16 protein-coding genes are annotated in these 17,744 nt (G+C 36.2%); 11 read left to right on the forward strand and 5 right to left on the reverse strand.

The window, feature by feature from the left end:
* Positions 1-116 precede the first annotated feature (116 nt).
* From lolA1 to ACRD7B_RS16285, 3 genes are all read right to left on the reverse strand, one after another.
* Complete coding sequence (gene lolA1, locus ACRD7B_RS16275) at positions 117-761, reverse strand: outer membrane lipoprotein periplasmic chaperone LolA1 (RefSeq protein WP_430825653.1); 645 nt, start codon at positions 759-761, stop codon at positions 117-119.
* Between the two features lie 100 nt (positions 762-861).
* Positions 862-3,315 carry an FtsK/SpoIIIE family DNA translocase gene (locus ACRD7B_RS16280; protein ID WP_430825654.1) on the reverse strand — a complete coding sequence of 818 codons (2,454 nt, stop codon included), beginning with the start codon at positions 3,313-3,315 and terminating at the stop codon, positions 862-864.
* 100 nt (positions 3,316-3,415) lie between these two features.
* Complete coding sequence (locus ACRD7B_RS16285) at positions 3,416-4,099, reverse strand: hypothetical protein (protein WP_430825655.1); 684 nt, start codon at positions 4,097-4,099, stop codon at positions 3,416-3,418.
* A gap of 357 nt (positions 4,100-4,456) precedes the next feature.
* On the opposite strand from ACRD7B_RS16285, the gene arcC reads away from it, so the two are divergent.
* From arcC to ACRD7B_RS16310, 5 genes are all read left to right on the forward strand, one after another.
* Entirely contained in the window at positions 4,457-5,437 is a 981-nt protein-coding gene (gene arcC / locus ACRD7B_RS16290; RefSeq protein ID WP_430825656.1) for a carbamate kinase, read from the forward strand.
* Between the two features lie 21 nt (positions 5,438-5,458).
* Positions 5,459-6,460, forward strand: coding sequence for an ornithine carbamoyltransferase (gene argF / locus ACRD7B_RS16295; protein ID WP_430825657.1), 1,002 nt, complete (start codon positions 5,459-5,461; stop codon positions 6,458-6,460).
* Positions 6,461-6,684: 224 nt separating this feature from the next.
* On the forward strand, positions 6,685-7,563 hold the full coding sequence (locus tag ACRD7B_RS16300; RefSeq protein WP_430825658.1) for a hypothetical protein: 879 nt from the start codon (positions 6,685-6,687) through the stop codon (positions 7,561-7,563).
* Positions 7,564-7,821: 258 nt separating this feature from the next.
* A complete protein-coding gene (locus tag ACRD7B_RS16305; protein ID WP_430825659.1) occupies positions 7,822-10,731 on the forward strand; it encodes a S9 family peptidase in 2,910 nt (969 codons plus the stop codon).
* A 154-nt stretch (positions 10,732-10,885) separates the two neighbouring features.
* Entirely contained in the window at positions 10,886-11,422 is a 537-nt protein-coding gene (locus ACRD7B_RS16310; protein WP_430825660.1) for a hypothetical protein, read from the forward strand.
* Positions 11,423-11,479: 57 nt separating this feature from the next.
* Here ACRD7B_RS16310 and ACRD7B_RS16315 read toward each other — a convergent pair whose 3' ends face one another.
* A complete protein-coding gene (locus tag ACRD7B_RS16315) occupies positions 11,480-12,697 on the reverse strand; it encodes a DUF418 domain-containing protein (RefSeq protein WP_430825661.1) in 1,218 nt (405 codons plus the stop codon).
* A 154-nt stretch (positions 12,698-12,851) separates the two neighbouring features.
* Between ACRD7B_RS16315 and ACRD7B_RS16320 the strand changes: the two genes are divergently transcribed.
* The 6 genes from ACRD7B_RS16320 to ACRD7B_RS16345 all read left to right on the forward strand — a co-directional run bounded on the left by ACRD7B_RS16320 (position 12,852) and on the right by ACRD7B_RS16345 (position 16,435).
* Positions 12,852-14,201, forward strand: coding sequence for an alkaline phosphatase D family protein (locus ACRD7B_RS16320; protein WP_430825662.1), 1,350 nt, complete (start codon positions 12,852-12,854; stop codon positions 14,199-14,201).
* A 69-nt stretch (positions 14,202-14,270) separates the two neighbouring features.
* On the forward strand, positions 14,271-14,870 hold the full coding sequence (locus ACRD7B_RS16325) for a transposase (protein ID WP_430825663.1): 600 nt from the start codon (positions 14,271-14,273) through the stop codon (positions 14,868-14,870).
* A gap of 66 nt (positions 14,871-14,936) precedes the next feature.
* Entirely contained in the window at positions 14,937-15,398 is a 462-nt protein-coding gene (locus ACRD7B_RS16330) for a YehS family protein (RefSeq protein ID WP_430825664.1), read from the forward strand.
* Positions 15,399-15,420: 22 nt separating this feature from the next.
* The gene (locus tag ACRD7B_RS16335; protein WP_430825665.1) at positions 15,421-15,804 is read left to right on the forward strand and encodes a DUF2255 family protein; all 384 of its coding nucleotides are present in this window, start codon (positions 15,421-15,423) and stop codon (positions 15,802-15,804) included.
* 120 nt (positions 15,805-15,924) lie between these two features.
* Positions 15,925-16,026, forward strand: a complete 102-nt coding sequence (locus ACRD7B_RS16340) for a DUF4269 domain-containing protein (RefSeq protein WP_430825701.1) — start codon at positions 15,925-15,927, stop codon at positions 16,024-16,026.
* Positions 16,027-16,036: 10 nt separating this feature from the next.
* Positions 16,037-16,435, forward strand: coding sequence for a Dabb family protein (locus ACRD7B_RS16345; protein ID WP_430825666.1), 399 nt, complete (start codon positions 16,037-16,039; stop codon positions 16,433-16,435).
* 188 nt (positions 16,436-16,623) lie between these two features.
* On the opposite strand, the gene egtD is transcribed toward ACRD7B_RS16345, so the two are convergent.
* Positions 16,624-17,655: an L-histidine N(alpha)-methyltransferase gene (gene egtD / locus ACRD7B_RS16350; protein WP_430825667.1), complete on the reverse strand. Its 1,032-nt coding sequence runs from the start codon at positions 17,653-17,655 to the stop codon at positions 16,624-16,626.
* Positions 17,656-17,744: the final 89 nt, after the last annotated feature.

Below are 17,744 nucleotides of genomic sequence, written 5' to 3' on the forward strand. Positions count from 1 at the left end.
AGTCCCCTTCAGGGGATTTAGGGGTAACAAATATTGAAGTTAGTTACAAATTATAAGTTTCAAAGATTCTTTTTTGACTTTTGAGACAGCCTCTTAAAAATATAGTATTTTGTTTATTACCTCATATCAATTACGTCAACGCTTGGATTACTTGCTTGATCAAATACAAAAGTATTATCATCCACCGTTTTATTGGTTGTCATTTGCTTAATGGTGACCGTATAGCTGTTACCATCTTTACCAACCTGACGCATTGAATACAGTTGAAGGTTGTCTTTAAAAATAATCAGTTTGATTCTTGAAAAAGGTTTATCTCTGTTTTCCGGAAACAAATCTATTTCATGACATGCTTTGCCATCAGCTGTTCCATCACCAACATAGTTGAACTTGTAGCCCTCCTGATAGATGGTGAATATTGTTGCTGGGTTCAGGTTTTCCTCATCATCGGGTAGTGGCTCGGTCATGTTTACCTCTTCAGCATCGAGCATGTGCTCATATAACGTTGTGCCGTCAAAATATTTGACCACATCCATTACCGATACCTTGTATTTATTGCCTTTAAGAATGATTGATCCATCATAAACTTCTGATATGCCTTCTTGCAAATTCTCCATGGCTAAACTAAAGTCAGCGACAATTGAAGGATAAGCTTTCGTTTTTTTAGTGACTTCATCAAGAATAGATTTTGCCTTCTCGGCCGATTGCGCATTAATGGCAATCGCGATACATAAGCAAACTAAGGTTGTAAAATATTTCTTCATAATTAAGTTGTTTCTTTTCATAGAGCGCAAAGTGATTATTGCATGCTCGCTTTAATTAATAGTTGTTGGAGTAAAGCAATTATTATTCCAAAGTTAAATATTATTGATATTGACTTAGAACTTTATCTAACTCTAGTTCGTCTGGAACTAATACTTGTCGTGCCTTACTACCTTCAAATGGCCCAACAATGCCAGCCGCTTCCAATTGGTCAATGATCCGACCAGCTCGATTATATCCTATCGAAAATCGTCGTTGAATTAATGAGGTTGAACCACTTTGATTAGCAACTACTACTCGCGCGGCATCTTCAAACATAGCATCACGTTTCGACATGTCCACTTCTCCTGCTTCAGTTCCAGAATTATCATCTCCTTGATATTCGGGTAACATAAAGGCAGACACGTAGCCACGCTGTGCACCAATGTAATCGTTTACGCGTTCTACTTCAGGTGTATCAACAAAGGCACATTGCACACGTACCAAGTCGCTACCCTGTGAAATAAGCATATCACCGCGACCAATTAATTGATTTGCACCAGGAGAATCCAAGATGGTACGCGAATCGATCATTGAAGCCACTTTAAATGCAACTCGGGTAGGGAAGTTGGCTTTAATTACACCAGTAATAATATTGGTAGATGGACGCTGGGTTGCAATAATCATATGAATACCTACCGCACGAGCCAACTGTGCAATTCGGGCAATTGGTAATTCCACTTCTTTACCTGCCGTCATAATCAAGTCGGCAAATTCATCAATTACCACAACAATGTATGGTAAGAATCGATGACCCTTTTCGGGATTCAATTGACGCTTCACAAATTTATGATTGTACTCTTTTATATTTCTTGCGTGAGCACCCTTTAATAACTCATAACGATTATCCATTTCGATGGCCAAAGAGTTAAGCGTATTCACCACTTTTTGCACATCGGTAATGATTGGATCGTCTTCGTCGGGCATTTTTGCTAAAAAGTGACGTTCAATCTTTGAATAGATGTTAAGTTCCACTTTCTTAGGATCTACCATTACAAATTTAAGTTGCGAAGGGTGCTTCTTGTAGACTAAAGAGGTGATAATCGCATTTAGTCCAACCGATTTTCCTTGTCCGGTAGCACCAGCCACAAGCATGTGTGGCGCTTTGGCTAAATCAATAACAAATGTTTCATTTGAGATGGTTTTTCCAAAGGCTATTGGCAGTTCGTATTTTGTGCTTTGAAACTTTTTGGTAGATATTATTGAACGCATTGAAACCACTTCTGGCTCAGAATTTGGAACCTCAATACCTATGGTTCCTCTTCCTGGAATTGGTGCAATAATTCTAATTCCTAAGGCAGCAAGCGATAAGGCAATGTCGTCTTCTAAGTTTTTAATTTTAGAAATACGGACGCCTGGAGCAGGTACAATTTCGTATAGTGTAACTGTTGGACCAACCGTTGCCTTAATATTTTTGATCTGTATTTTATAATCTTCAAGTGTTTTTACAATGCGGTTTTTATTGGATTCTAATTCTTCCATTGTTACTTCAGAATTATCACTGCTGTGATCATCCAATAATTCAACGGTAGGCAGCTTGTATGAAGATAAATCAAGCGTTGGATCGTAATCACCCAAAGGTTCATTTTCGTTTTCCCCAACAAACTCCTCCTCTTCTACTTTCTCAATGGTTAAATTAAGGTCGAATTCATCATCTACAGAACCTGGATCCACCTCTGGCGAAAACTCCATTTCTTTTTTGAGGTCATCCACTGGTTCTGCTACAGCAGTTTCAAGCGAATTTAATTCAGTTACTGGCCCCTCTTTTATTTCGATCTCCTTGTTTGAAGGTATTATCTCTTTTTCTTCTTCAGTAGGAAGGACATCTTTTTCTATAGGTTCATCTTTGCTAATTTCAGTTTCAGTATTGGGTTCATTTGTAGAGCCTTCTTCTTTAGAAAAAGGTTTTTGCATTGCTCTATATACTGCCTCAAAAGTAATGGATAGATAGACCAGAAGATAAATCAATAATAAGATGGCTGTACCGACAATTCCGATTGAAGAGCCAAGCCATTTACTTATAAAGTAACCATGTGTTCCTCCAAGTAATAAATATTGATCATCGGTATTAGATATAAACAAAAAACCAAGGGTAACTGATAGCCATATGGTAACGACAAAACTATGAATGACGGTTTGTTTAAGCGGTAAGATACGTGCACCCATTAGTCGAAAGCCAACCACAAATAATATAAGGATTAACGAAAAAGCAGCAATTCCCACACCATCATTCATGAAATAATCAGCCAGGTAAGCACCTAGTTTACCTGTCCAGTTTTTAACCGTAATGTCAGAATCTGAGATAAGTTCCCACATGGAGATGTCAAATTTGCTTTTATCGGCAAATCCAGTGAATAACGAAGAGAAAAATGCAAGTAATAAAAAGAAACCAACTCCAACGGTAATAATACCAGAGATGAAACGCAATTTGAAATTACGAATACTTTGAATCCAATCTTTTAATAGGCTTGTAAAGGGTGTTTTTTTGATTTTTTTCTTGCTCGGTTTCTTGGCCATAGGTCATTCAGTTCAATAGGTATTTATCAAACACAAAAGTAATAAAAGCCATGCCAAATATTGAAATATGGCAAAAATCTTTATCGTACTTTTGTAAATATTATAACTGAATTAACGACGAAACGATATCTTTTATTTCATTCTGATTCGTTCGTTTGTAGTTTTTAGGAATGATAAACTCGTCCTGATCGATTTCCTTGAATTTAACCGATTCGGCTTGCATCGATAATTCAAGCCCTTGAAATACGACACTAAATTCCATTAAAGTTCCTGGTATTTCACTAAAAGGGGTATTTACATTGGAGTGACTAAAACCAAGTTCTTCGGTATAGTATAAAACAGCACTTGAAACTTTGTTATCCTTAAAGTTGGCAACTGCTTTTGTACATTTGATACCAGCAATAGTTTTTACTGAGTCCTCGAAAAATTCAATTTGGGGCAATTGCTGATCTTGAAATAGAAAGAGGTTTTCTTTTGGTTGCTGAGGATAAAACAGTTTTTTGTCAAATATTTTGAATAATGTAAAGCAAGTATCACCTTTTGATCGTGAAATATATTCCAAATTGTAGAAGTTAAACTCACCACTCAGATTAAGTTTGAAATGGTCGTCTTTAAAAATAGAGATCATTTTTTCAGGCAAGAACGAAGCAAAACCTTGATTGGCTATTTCTTCAGGATAGCTTATTGCATAGGTGATGACTCCTTGATTATTAGTATCTTTTGTTTCCTCTTTACAAGTGGTAAAAAGTAATGCCAGAATAACTGCTATAAATAACTGTTTCATGCTTTAGTTTTAGCTTTTACTTCGTCCAAAAGCTGAGTGTCAAAAGTAACAATTAAATGCATAGATGTATGTTAGTTTATCCTTAATAACTGGTATTTCATAAAAAAACAAATGCTTTTCACATGCTTGTTTAGGTAGAGTTTTAATATGTTCATTGTTCTGAAAAGATTAATTGAATCTCCGCATTAAGTAATAATCGCTTGAATTAGCTAAGTTTGTTTTAAATTGAAAGTTGAATAATTGATCTGATATATAGTGCGTTGTGTTATCAATGATGAAAGTCATAAATTAAATGACTAAAATATTGTTATATCGCAAATTGAAGACCTATTAATAATAACCAAATATTTAAAAGCCATGGGCAAATTAGCTGTTATTGCACTTGGAGGAAATGCTCTTTTGAGAGATAACCAAATTGGTACAATCGAAGAACAAGAGCAAAATACTACCGACACGTTAGAAAACATTGTATTCTTATTGAAAGAGGGTTATAATATTGTAATATCACATGGGAATGGACCCCAGGTGGGCAGTATTGTAATGCGTAACGATGCTGGAGAGCAAATGTATAATATACCGCAAATGCCATTGGACGTTTGTGTAGCTGATTCTCAAGGTGGGATTGGGTATATGATTGAACGTTCGTTGAAAAATGTGATGCGTAAGCATGATATAAAACGCGATGTGATTACATTAATGACAACTGTAGAAGTTGATCCCAATGACCCTGCATTTAAAGCACCTACAAAACGAATTGGAAAGATCGTTAACAAAGAAGAAGCTGATAAACTAGCGTCTGAAAAGGGGTGGATATTTAAAGAGGAAAAGAAGACCACAAGTGGATTTCGTCGTGTTGTTCCTTCGCCGCAACCCAAAGAAGTAGGTAACTGGGAAGTGATTGAGAAAAATGCGCGCCAAGGTACTATTGTTATAGCAGTAGGTGGTGGCGGTGTTCCTGTTTATACGGATGAAAAAGGGGATATTCGTCCAATTGAAGCTGTTATTGACAAGGATTTGGCTAACTCATTATTAGCACGCCAAATTAAAGCAGATCGCTTCTATATTTTAACAGATGTACCATTTGTTTATACTAACTTTGGACAACCTGATCAGAAGGTATTGGAGTTCTTGAACATTAAAGATACTAAGAAGTACATGGAAGATGGTATTTTTGGTGAAGGAAGCATGGCTCCAAAAATGAACGCTGCACTTCAATTCGTTGAAGGTGGTGGTGATATGAGTGTCATAACCGAGGCAACCAAATTGGTTGACAAGTCGTTTGGTACAAAAATTACTGCAGAATACGATGAGGCAGATTTGAATAAATACAATAAATAATAATTATAAAAATAGAGAATTATGGCATTTAATCTTAAAAATCGGAACTTCCTTAAGTTATTAGATTTCTCACAGGAAGAAATGAAGTTTATGCTAAAATTAGCGCAGGACTTAAAAGCTGCAAAGTATGCAGGAATTGAGCAACCACGTATGACTGGTAAAAACATAGCTCTGATTTTTGAAAAGTCTTCAACACGTACACGTTGTGCTTTTGAAGTAGCTGCTTTGGATCAAGGTGCTCACGTTACTTATTTGGGCCCTTCAGGATCTCAAATTGGTGGCAAAGAATCAATGAAAGATACGGCGCGTGTACTAGGACGCATGTATGATGGTATTGAGTATCGCGGATACGGACAAGCTATCGTTGAAGAATTAGGAAAATACGCCGGTGTTCCTGTATGGAATGGTTTGACTGATGAGTTTCACCCAACACAAATATTAGCCGATTTCTTAACAATGATGGAGCATAGCGATATGCCTTTGAATCAAGTATCGTACGCTTACCTTGGCGATGCACGTAACAACATGGCTAACTCTTTGTTAGTAGGTGGTTCTATCATGGGTATGGATGTACGTATCGTTGGTCCAGCTTCTTTGCAACCAGATGCTGATTTGGTAAAACAATGTGAAGCAATTGCTGAGAAAACAGGTGCTACCATCACCATTACCGATGATGTTAAAACTGGTGTTGAAGGATGTGATTTCCTTTATACTGATGTTTGGGTATCAATGGGTGAAGCTGACGAGGTGTGGAAAGAGCGCATTGAATTATTGAAACCATATCAGGTAAATACTTCTGCTATGGAAGCTACTGGTAATCCTAATTGTAAGTTTTTACATTGTTTACCTGCATTTCATAATCGTGAAACTAAAGTTGGAGAAGAAATTTTCCAGAAGTTCGGCTTAGATGGAATGGAAGTAACTGAGGATGTATTTGAATCGCCTGCATCAATTGTATTTGATCAAGCTGAGAATCGTATGCATACTATTAAAGCTGTTATGGTTGCGACTTTGGGCGCATAGTCAGATCTAATGGATATAGATATAAGGGCATTCAATGAAAATTGGATGCCTTTTTTTATGATTTGTTTTAGGTTAAATGAATGGCTAATAATTATTGAGTTTAAGAATCAGGACACTGTAGGTGTTTATTTAACTTATATGACTTTGGAACTTTCATTTAGGTCGCTTGTTATTATCTTCGTAGAATACTATAATTACCAAGATTATAAATTAAAGATAAAACTATGACTAAATTGAAATCGCTAGTGATGCTTGCCGTGATGGGCTTACTAATTATTGGCTGTAAAACAAAGGTTGATAATACTTCTGAGGCAGAGAAGGAATTAGCCAGTTTTAAAAAGCATGTTAATGAAATAAAACCAAATTTAAAGAATATTGAAGACATTAGTGCCATGCTGTATTTATCGGGCGCTGACTTTGATCCTGATTTAGTTCTTGATCCTAATGAATGGGAAGCAAATATTCAAAATGAAGATTTATTCGCAGCCAATATGGGGATTTATATCGTGGACGGTTTTTATCAGAAAGCCTATGATAAAAGAAAGGAAGCTTATTATAGCATTATGGCTGGTAAATCAATTGCCGCTAAACTTGACGCCATTGATATATTTGATGAATTAGTGCTCAATAAGTTGGATGCAGGTGTGGTTACCGAAGATTCAATACTTAATCATGTTGGAAATATTTTACATGATTCTGAAGTTGTTTTCAAAAATAAGAACGCCTATCGTGCGTTTGCTTCATTCTTAATTGGTACATATGTTGAGAAGCAATATATATTATTTAATAATATTTTTAATCAACCAGTTAAGTACTCTGACGAAGAGAAAATGATGTTGGCTTCACGCCAGATTATTGTGGCAAGAGAGCAATTAAAACAACTTCCGGACTTAATTAAAGTAGTTGAGGGTTTAAAGACAGATGAAGATTCTGGGATTTTGTATAACGAATTATTAGGTTTGGCGGAGATTCATAATGCCGTAAGTGCTAATAATTATCTTAATACGGTGAAGCCAGAAGATTTCTTTAGAAATGCGAAGTTAAAGGAAATGCATCAGCAAGTAAACGAAATGCGTACCTACTTAGTAACTGGGGTGCAATAAAACTGAATAATATCATTAAGCATTGTAAAGGATAGATTCTTTTGCAATGCTTTTTTATTTCTAATAATTGGTGATTGGTATTATAACTATTTTGTATGCGTAGCTTAACCATAGCCAAAATAATTTTGTCGGCATTGTAAAAAAGTCAATCGGCCAAGTAATATCCCACTATAATAACTGTGCTATTGAAAAATACATCAAGTTATTATGATTCATTTTATCACTTTGCTTATCTTCGAACACCTAAAAAACATTACAATGCATAAACTTATAGTAAGAATACTACTTCTGGCATGTTTAAGCTGGACGGTTGTCACTCCCTTGATGGCCGATGGAAAAAAGAAAATGGATCACACCATTTATGATTCATGGAAATCTCTTGATCGAGAATTTGTTATCTCTGACGATGGTCAGTTTATTTCCTATGTAATTAAGCCGCAAGAAGGCGATACTTATTTGTACATATATAATGTGCAAACACAAAAGTTGGATTCTATCCCCAGAGGTAAAAAACCTGTGTTTTCAAAAGGAGGGTCATTCTTGGCATTTAACGTGTTGGCACAAGCCGATTCTGTAAGAGCTCTTAAGCTTAAAAAGGTTAAGAAAGATAAAATGCCGAAGGATTCTTTATTTGTTAAAAACTTGAGTACTGGTGAGTTTACTATGGTAGCTGGAATTAACAAATGGAGCGCTCCTAAGGATGGTGGAGACTGGTTGGCTTATATGTTAGATAAAGAAGCTAAGAAAAGGGAAGAGCCAAAGGATTCGGCCGTGGTTGAAGAGGAAACCAAAGAAACTTTGGAAGTAGAGGCGGAAGAGACTGAGGAAGAGGAAGGAAGTAAGTTAAAGGCTGAGAAGGAAGAGAAGAAAGAAGAAAAAAAGGATAAAAAGAAAAAGCCATTTAAGTCGAAAGGCAAACCAATGGTATTTTATCGCCCATCAACAGGCGATAGTATATACATCGAAAAGGTATCGTTCTACAGTTTGGCTGAGAATGGTAATGGTGCATATGTAGTACAAAGTGTTGGTGATACCACGGAAGTTTCAAAAGTATTGAAGTTCGATCCCGAATCATTTACAGTAGATACGGTTTTTAATGAGATTGGTAAAGTTAATAAGATAAGTGCTGCATACAACGGAGAGCAATGTGCATTCTTGTTTTCAGGAGATACGGCTAAAACGAAAGTTTATCGTTTATACCACTATGGTTTAAAAATGGTACAGCCTGCTATGGTTATGGACACAATTCATTCAGCTCTTCCCGCAGAGTGGTCCGTTTCAACCAAAGGTAAATTATTCTTTTCTCGTAATGGTGAGCGTTTATTCTTTGGTGCTGGAGTTAGGCCTAAAGAAGAACCAAAAGATACCTTAACAGCGGATGAAAAAGCACACGTTGATGTTTGGAATTGGAAGGATAAAGAAATTCAGCCGATGCAGAAAAAGAACCTTTCCAAATCCAAGGATCCGGCTTATACTTGCGTTTACCATATTAAAGACCAGAAAATAGTTCAGTTGGCAAATGAGCAGTTTAAGTCGGTTGATGTACCCGATAAAGGAAATGCTACAATTGGCTTCTCCTATGACAGTGAACCATATAAGAGAGCTCAATCGTGGAATGCCATATGGGCGTCTGACGTATACAAAATAGATATTTCTAGCGGAAAGAAAACTCTATTAATTAATAGAATACATGGTAGATCTAAATCATCTTACACCGGTAGTTGGTTTGTTTATTTCGAACCGGCAGATGGACAGTATTATTCAATAAATACAGTTGATGGACAGAAACGATTGATCACACCTGGAATTACAGTATCGTTTTCAGATGAATTACAAGATATGCCAAATGAGCCTTCGGCCTATGGTATAATGGGTTTTTCTAATGATGATAGATATGTGTTGGTTTACGATCGTTACGATATTTGGCAATTGGATTTACTGGCTAAAAAAGCACCAAAGTGTTTAACCGATGGGCTTGGGCGTAAATCAAATACTTCATACAGGTATATTCAATTAAATAAAGAAGAAAAAGGTATTAATCTTAAAAAAGATATTCTTCTTAAGGCTTTTAATGATGTTAATAAAAAGTCGGGATATAGCAAGTTAGCCAAAGGAGAATTAAACCAGATTATTTTTGGTGATTATAGTGTTTACACGCCGTCGAAAGCAAAGAATGCGGATGTGTACATGTGGCGAAAGTCAACTTATACTGACTATCCTGAAATAAGAGTAAGTGATGCTAGTTACACTAATGAAAAGATTATTTCAAATACTAATCCGCAACAGAAAGATTACATATGGGGTGATATACAGTTGGTTGATTGGATAGCTTCTGATGGACTGACGCATCAAGGTTTATTAATTGTGCCTGAGAACCTGGATAAATCAAAGAAGTATCCAATGGTTTCGTATTTCTACGAGCGTTATTCAGATAACCTGCACGGCTATCGTAGTCCAGCGCCAAGTCGTTCAACGGTTAACTGGAATTTTTATGCCTCTAATGGTTATGTAATTTTCGTGCCGGATATCTTTTATCGCGATGGTGATCCTGGATTATGTGCCTACGAAGCCATAGTGAGTGGTTGCTTAGCCATGGCTGATCGTTTTGAATTTATTGATCGCGAAAATATGGGTATTCAAGGTCAGAGCTGGGGTGGTTATCAGGTGGCCCACCTTGTAACGCGGACCAATTTATTTAAAGCTGGTATGGCCGGTGCTCCGGTAAGTAACATGACTAGTGCTTATGGCGGAATCCGCTGGGGATCGGGTATGAGCCGCATGTTCCAGTACGAACATACACAAAGTCGCATAGGAGGTACCTTATGGGAAAAAACCAATAAATACATCGAGAATTCACCTGTATTTTTTGCACCACAAGTGGAAACACCATTATTGATGATGCATAATGATAATGATGGTGCTGTACCTTGGTACCAAGGAATTGAATATTTTATGGCTTTACGTCGTTTGGATAAACCAGTTTGGATGTTGGTGTATAATAAAGAGGAGCATAATTTAACTCGTCGTGCCAATTCAAAGGATTTAAGCCGTAGAATGATGCAGTTTTTTGACCACTACCTAAAAGATGCCCCAATGCCTGTTTGGATGCATGAAGGAGTTCCTGCTGTAAAAAAAGGTAAGGAAACTGGTTACGAGTTGGTTGATTAATTATCGATATTTAAAAATATTTAAGCGTTGCTCAATAGAGTGGCGCTTTTTTTTTGTGCTGTTGGTAGGTGTTTCAGCAACGAAATAAAAAATGAATGCGATTATTTATTTTGATGTTGATAATAGTAACTTTAAGCACCAAAAAAATCTAGTTATGGAATCATTACGTAAAAATCTAATTGGTTTATTGTTATTAGCTTTTGTATTACCTATGTCGATATTAGCACAAGAAAAGGTGGAAATTCATCCATTACTAGGTGATTCTATTACCTACGAAGAAGCCTATAAATACTATTTGTTTCGTGATATTGGGAAATTAGATTTTGATTATGCGCAAGTATATAAAAAATCAGATGTTTACTCGCTACATTTTTACGGTGACTCAGCTTTTTCGATTCCTATGGATAGTATGCAGTTGAAACAATATGTTGCCAATGTTGAACTGATTAATCAATATGAGTTAAGTGCTTCTCAAACTAACGATATCAATGTGAAAAGTGATAGTTTAATTGTTAAGTCAATTGATCTGCACCTAATGAACGATGAGCAGAAAAAGAAGATGATTAAGGATGCCAGACTTTACCAAATGAAAAAGTTAAACGCTGATGAACAAGGTTTACATGGTACGCAACGAGAAGATTACATAAATTATACAGGTGGAGCGGTTTGGTCGCCAAAGAAGAAAAAATAATCATTTACTTTATAACAACAAACGCCACTCAATGTAAGTGGCGTTTGTTGTATAATGCTATTTCTGTTTTCTAATTGGAAACCATTTTCCATAGGTTGCGCAGCGCCATAACCATTCGATGGGGCCAAAGCTAAAAAACTTAAACCACACATATGAGAATGCAAACTGGAATACTAAAATACCCGCAGCAACGGTAAAGGTTTGCTGAAGCGTTAATTCACCAAAGTACCCCCAGGCAATTATTGGGTAGAAAATTAAGATGCCTATTACGGTATGTCCTATGTAAGATGACATCGACTGCTGGCCATAGTTCTTTAACCATGCAAATAGAAAGAACTTAGGGAATTTATCAACCAATAATGCTAAAAGCCCAATGTAGGCCAGACCCAATGAAACCTGACCAACCTCGTGGGTTAATTTATAAAGTACATTACTCCACGATTTTGAAAAAGAAGCAATACTACCCGTCATTGTTGCGGCCAAGCCGGTAAACGTAACACCAAGAATAATTAATGGCAATAGGTATTTTATTTGTTTGCTTTTAACGGTTATAAACTCTGTTTTATGTAAATAAAAACCAAGCATGAACAGACCAAGTACCTTAAATGGACGTCCCGAAGGAATAAAGTCGTACCAACGCCAGTATAAGTTATGTAGGTTGGTTCTGAATACATCAAGGTAATTTGAGCTTCTGAAACCTTCCACAACAGCAGCGGGTGCCATATCTGCATAAGTTTTCAATGCGGTAGCTTCTGGTTTAACAATGTCCTGAGCAAAGGTGAACATGTAAATTATATCCAAGAAAATCGGAAAGGTGAAGAGTATAATCGCTGTCCAAAGCAGTTTTTTAGTTGGTAACTTACGCATGCTCCATAATAGCACGCCCATTAATGCATATAGTGTAAGTATATCGCCCGACCAGCAGAGTGCATGAATAACACCTACAGCAAATAAAATGCCAAGGCGCTTTAGGTATGTCTTATTAAACCCATCTTTTTCACCATTTCGCGAAAACTGTATGTAGAAACCAATACCAAACAACAAAGAGAATATGGTATAGAACTTCGTGTCAACAAAGAATTTAAGCAGGTTGTACAGTAACTTGTCTGTTTCTATGTTTCCCAGTGCAATGATTGAGTCGAAGGGTAGAAACTTCAAGCCACTCCAACTTAGTATGTTCGCATACAAAATACCAACCAAGGCAAATCCTCGCAATACATCGAGGAAAATGATCCGGTTTTTAGCCAAAGTTGGCTTCATTTCAGTTTGATTCATAATTTTAGGCGTATTCTTGTTTTTTTCGAGAGATGAAGATAATAAGTTTTTGAATAAAGTTCTTCGTGATTCGAAATTGATTATTACAATACAACTAAATACCTTAAATTTAACCAAGCAAATAATTCAATAGTTCCTAATTATATTTAATAACATGATTAATTTGTCACTATCTAAAACCTTGTTGTTCCTGGTATTGGTAATCCTGTGCAGTACATCTGCCTTTGCTCAAAAAGATTTATTACAGTCCGGACCAATGGTTGGTTATTCAACTATGAAAGAAGTAATGCTATGGGCTCAGACCAACAAGACAGCTACCGTTCATTTTGAATATTGGAATAAGGCTGATGTAAATCAAAGGTATCTTACAGATAAGGTAAAAACGATTAAAACAGATGCCTTTGTGGCGCGTTGTGTTGCCGATCAGTTGGAGCCTGGCTGCCAGTACGAATACCAATTGTATATTAATAATAAGTCAGTAAAGCGACCTTATAAATTGCAGTTCGAAACTCAAACCCTTTGGCAGTGGCGAACAGATGCACCTGACTTTAGCTTCGGAACAGGAAGTTGCGCTTTCATTAATGAAGAAAAATACGACAGGGCAGGTAAGCCTTATGGTGGCGATTATCAGATTTTTAAAGATATCTACAAAAAGCAACCGCAGTTTTTCTTGTGGTTAGGCGATAATGTTTATTTACGCGAAGCCGATTGGAACAGTGTTACGGGTATCAACCATCGGTACACACATACTCGTTCAACACCTGAAATGCAAGCTATGCTTGGCAGTATGCACCATTATGCCATTTGGGATGATCACGATTATGGGCCAAATGATTCGGATCGATCATACCATCTAAAAAAGGAAACACTTAAGACTTTTAAGAATTTCTTTGCCAATCCTAATTACATATTTGATGAAGGAACAGTCGGTACTTTTCAATGGGCTGATTGTGATTTCTTTTTAACGGATAACCGCTATTGGCGAACACCAAATAATCGTGATGATATTGTGGATCATGATATATTGGGCGAAGAACAGATGCAATGGCTGTTGGATGCTTTATCAAATAGTGGAGCACCATTTAAATTCGTAGTAATGGGCGGACAGTTTATTAGTCCTTTAAAACGTTATGAGAAACACGCCAATATTGCGCCCAAAGAACGTTCAGAACTAATAAGAGCCATTGAACGACTAAAGATTGAGGGAGTCGTTTTCATCTCTGGTGATGTTCACATTACTGAACTATCAAAGTTAGAAATAGATGGTGCTTACCCACTTTACGATTTAACCGTTTCGCCATTAACTTCGGGCATTGCTGGCAAAGGGGCGGAGGAGAATCCAACTCAGGTAGAGGGTACTTTGGTACGTGAGCGTAATTATTCGCTAATGAAAGTATCGGGCAAAAGAGGCGAGCGTGTATTAACGATGACCATCTATAATAGTAACGGAAAGGAAGTTTGGACGAAGCAGATTCATGCTTCAGAGTTGAAGTTTGAGAAATAATAGCTTTAACACCTAACAGGTTTTTAAAACTTGTTAGGTATAGCGTTTATATAATTATCAATTTAAGCCATGAGCAGCATACCTTTCGAACCTGGTGCATATTATCATATCTTCAATAGAGGAAATAACAAAGAGAATATTTTTAAGGAGGAAAAGAATTATAAATACTTCTTGACCAAGATGGCGCAACATCTTTTGAACATATCAAATGTGTATGCGTACTGTCTCATGTCAAATCATTTTCATTTAGTTCTTGAAATTAAGAAGCTTACAGAATTACCTAAGGAGTATCAAAGTGGTAAAAAGAGCTTGCATCAACCTTTTTCGAACATGTTTAATGCCTATACAAAAGCTGTTAATATGGCTTATGGTCGCACCGGAAGCTTGTTTCAAGAACATTTAAAGCGTAATGTGATTAATGACGAAAATTATTTGTTAGATGTTATTACTTATGTCCATTTGAATCCTGTAAAGCATGGGTTTAATACTGATTTCAAAAACTATACTCATTCTTCGTACCAAAGTATTGTAAGCACTGGTCAAACCCAACTAGAAAGAAATGCTGTTATTGATTTGTTTGGCGATAAGGATAATTTTGAATATTGCCATAAAGCCCAATTGTATCGCCTCCGCAATAAGCTAAATGAAATTGAGGATATTGATTGGTGAAGTAAAAAGAAATATACCTAACAGGTTTTTGAAACCTGTTAGGTGTTCAATAAATATAAATAGAACATGGAAAACAACGATATACTGCGTCGCTTACGCTTTACATTTAGTTTTAACGATACTAAGATGATAGAGCTTTCTGCCATGGGTAATTTAACTGTTAACCGGGCAACCATTAGCAGTTGGTTAAAGCGCGAAGGAGATGAGGATTTTATTGAGATGAATGACAAAGAGCTGGCTTCGTTTTTAAATGGATTAATTATTGACAAACGTGGTAAGCAAGATGGTCGCGACCCAGAGGCTGAAGAACGCTTAACAAATAATTTAATCCTTAAAAAGATAAAAATAGCCTTGAGTTTAACGGCCGAGGATATTGTTAATATTTTTAAAATAGTTGATAAGAAGATAACAATTAGTGAAATAGGGGCTTTTCTGCGTAACCCAAATCACAATAAATACCGCGAATTTAACGGGCAATATCTGCGTAATTTATTGTACGGCTTGCAAACAAAGTATAGCCAGAAGTAACTTGATAAACTAAAACGACCATATGAGATTCCCAGATTCATTTTGCCATTTTATTCGAAATAATACGCTGATAGAAATTAAAGGAGGAATTGAAAGAGAAAACTTCCTACCTATCTGGATTGTTGAAGCTAACGATAGATTGTTTGTTAGAACTTGGAATAAAAGCCCGAAAAGTTGGTTTACTGACTTTATAAAAACTGGAGTTGGACAAATAAAATATGGCGATCAAATAATGAAGGTTAAAGGTCAAAAACTACCAAAGGAAGACAAAATAAATCGATTAATTAATGAGGCCTATTTGAATAAATACAACCAGGAGAGAAATATAAAATATGCTGTAGGTATTTCTCAACCCGAATATGCTGATTATACCATGGAATTATTTTTTGATCGTACAGAACAATAAATTTTGATTGACTTTAAAAACATAGAATATTTAAGAGTTGGCAACAATAAGCAGAAAAGAGCTTATGAGGTTCTGACAAAAAAGTCCTGATTTCTCTCGACGAGTTTAAGATCAATATTAATTGGCACAATTCCAATCAATATTGATCTTAAAAATAGTGATTTAGATATAGTTTGTTGCTTTACTGATAGAGATAGTTTTGAGAAATTATTAAACGATTAAACTTGTATAAATGAAAAAAGCTGGAATACTATTAGCTGTTTTTGCTACGGCGTTTGTAATAAATACACAATTGCTAAAAGCACAAGAGGTAAAAAGTGATGTATTCAAACACACTGTGTTCTTTTGGTTGAAAAATCCCGATAATAAGGCGGATAGAGAAGCTTTTGAGAGTTCTTTAACGAAGTTTATTGACCATTCCTTATTTGTGCAATCAAGGCACCTGGGTATACCAGCTGACACTAATCGAAAGGTTGTGGATAACACATATACCTATTGCCTGCAAGTCACCTTTAAAAGCAAGGAGGAGCACGATAAATATCAGGCAGAAGAGGCGCATAAGATATTTATTGAAGAATCCTCGGATCTCTGGGAAAAAGTTATAGTTTACGACTCTGAAAATTTGTGGTAATGCTAGTTTTCAGATGTGCTAATAAGGAATCAACTTCGGTGGCCGAACTCAAACCAATACTAAAAAAACAGAATATGATTAATAAAAGATATCGCATTGTTCAAAGAAAAAGAAATCTAAATAAATTGTAATATTTCAAACAATTTATTTTTTCTCTTATGATTTATTGAAATTTGGTTGCATAGTTCTTACTTCATCAAATGTACCAAGGCAAACCATTTGTTATCATCGTACAATATGTCATTCACAAATAACTGACTTTGCGAGGCCATTTTATTTATCACTTGCTCCGTATATTTGTAGGAGTTTTCGGTATGGATGCATTCGCCAGCTTTAATATTAATTGGATTAGCTAAATAAGGGGATTCAAGCCAAAGCTCGTTTTTAGCTTCGAGGTGCATTTCAATACGACTTTCTGTTTTATTGAAAAATGCAATGTGCTTAAAGTCAATGGGAGATATGTCCGATTGCAGGTAGCCATTCACTGCATGCAGTATGTTCTTATTAAAGGCCTCTGTAATGCGCTGGCTATCGTTATAGGCTGCTTCAATGGTATTTTTGTCTTTTACCATGTCAACCCCGAGTATGAGCTGATCTCCCGAGTTCATGGTGTTTGCTATTTGGCTTAATAGCTTTTGAGCTAATGCAGGTGTGAAGTTGCCAATGGTACTACCAAAGAAACAAATGAGCCTTGGTTGAACGTAGGGAAGACTTTCTAGTTGCTGTGTAAAATCGGCTACGAGACCTTCAATTTTAAGATCAGGAAAACGACTATTCAGTAGTTTTGTGGAGCTGTCAACGGCTGACTCACTAAAGTCAACAGGTCTATAGGTAATGCTTGTTCTGTTATGATCAGGTATAGCATTTAATACCAGCGAGATTTTTGAACAATCGCCGCTACCCAATTCAACCAAATCGATGCTGCGTTGGTTCCCGAACAATTGTGGAGCATATCTTTTAATGACTGCTTTCTCAGTTCGCGTTGGATAATACTCCGGTAGCTTGGTAATCCATTCAAATAAGAGCGAGCCTCTTTTGTTATAAAAGAACTTACTTGATATGGATTTATGATCTTGATTTAAGCCGGAAATAATCTCATTTCGAAGTAAGTCATTGGATAGTTTCTTCAACTCATTGCGGATAGATAGCCGTTGCGCCAATGAATTTTCTACTTGGGCCTGTGTTTTTTGTTCGGAAGTAGCTAATGTGGTGTTGCTCATACAAGCAAGTTAATAAAAAATATGCATGCAACATTTCAACACTTACATTATATCACTAAAAATACTCGATCATACTGTTCTGTATTAAC

The organism is Carboxylicivirga fragile, from assembly GCF_050589805.1.
Lineage (GTDB): Bacteria > Bacteroidota > Bacteroidia > Bacteroidales > Marinilabiliaceae > Carboxylicivirga > Carboxylicivirga fragile.

What these genes read in the sequence shown, in the direction of transcription:
- lolA1 (WP_430825653.1), bottom strand. Translation starts at nt 761, where the DNA reads ATGAAGAAATATTTTACAACCTTAGTTTGCTTATGTATCGCGATTGCC.
- ACRD7B_RS16280 (WP_430825654.1), bottom strand. Translation starts at nt 3,315, where the DNA reads ATGGCCAAGAAACCGAGCAAGAAAAAAATCAAAAAAACACCCTTTACA.
- ACRD7B_RS16285 (WP_430825655.1), bottom strand. Translation starts at nt 4,099, where the DNA reads ATGAAACAGTTATTTATAGCAGTTATTCTGGCATTACTTTTTACCACT.
- arcC (WP_430825656.1), top strand. Translation starts at nt 4,457, where the DNA reads ATGGGCAAATTAGCTGTTATTGCACTTGGAGGAAATGCTCTTTTGAGA.
- argF (WP_430825657.1), top strand. Translation starts at nt 5,459, where the DNA reads ATGGCATTTAATCTTAAAAATCGGAACTTCCTTAAGTTATTAGATTTC.
- ACRD7B_RS16300 (WP_430825658.1), top strand. Translation starts at nt 6,685, where the DNA reads ATGACTAAATTGAAATCGCTAGTGATGCTTGCCGTGATGGGCTTACTA.
- ACRD7B_RS16305 (WP_430825659.1), top strand. Translation starts at nt 7,822, where the DNA reads ATGCATAAACTTATAGTAAGAATACTACTTCTGGCATGTTTAAGCTGG.
- ACRD7B_RS16310 (WP_430825660.1), top strand. Translation starts at nt 10,886, where the DNA reads ATGGAATCATTACGTAAAAATCTAATTGGTTTATTGTTATTAGCTTTT.
- ACRD7B_RS16315 (WP_430825661.1), bottom strand. Translation starts at nt 12,697, where the DNA reads ATGAATCAAACTGAAATGAAGCCAACTTTGGCTAAAAACCGGATCATT.
- ACRD7B_RS16320 (WP_430825662.1), top strand. Translation starts at nt 12,852, where the DNA reads ATGATTAATTTGTCACTATCTAAAACCTTGTTGTTCCTGGTATTGGTA.
- ACRD7B_RS16325 (WP_430825663.1), top strand. Translation starts at nt 14,271, where the DNA reads ATGAGCAGCATACCTTTCGAACCTGGTGCATATTATCATATCTTCAAT.
- ACRD7B_RS16330 (WP_430825664.1), top strand. Translation starts at nt 14,937, where the DNA reads ATGGAAAACAACGATATACTGCGTCGCTTACGCTTTACATTTAGTTTT.
- ACRD7B_RS16335 (WP_430825665.1), top strand. Translation starts at nt 15,421, where the DNA reads ATGAGATTCCCAGATTCATTTTGCCATTTTATTCGAAATAATACGCTG.
- ACRD7B_RS16345 (WP_430825666.1), top strand. Translation starts at nt 16,037, where the DNA reads ATGAAAAAAGCTGGAATACTATTAGCTGTTTTTGCTACGGCGTTTGTA.
- egtD (WP_430825667.1), bottom strand. Translation starts at nt 17,655, where the DNA reads ATGAGCAACACCACATTAGCTACTTCCGAACAAAAAACACAGGCCCAA.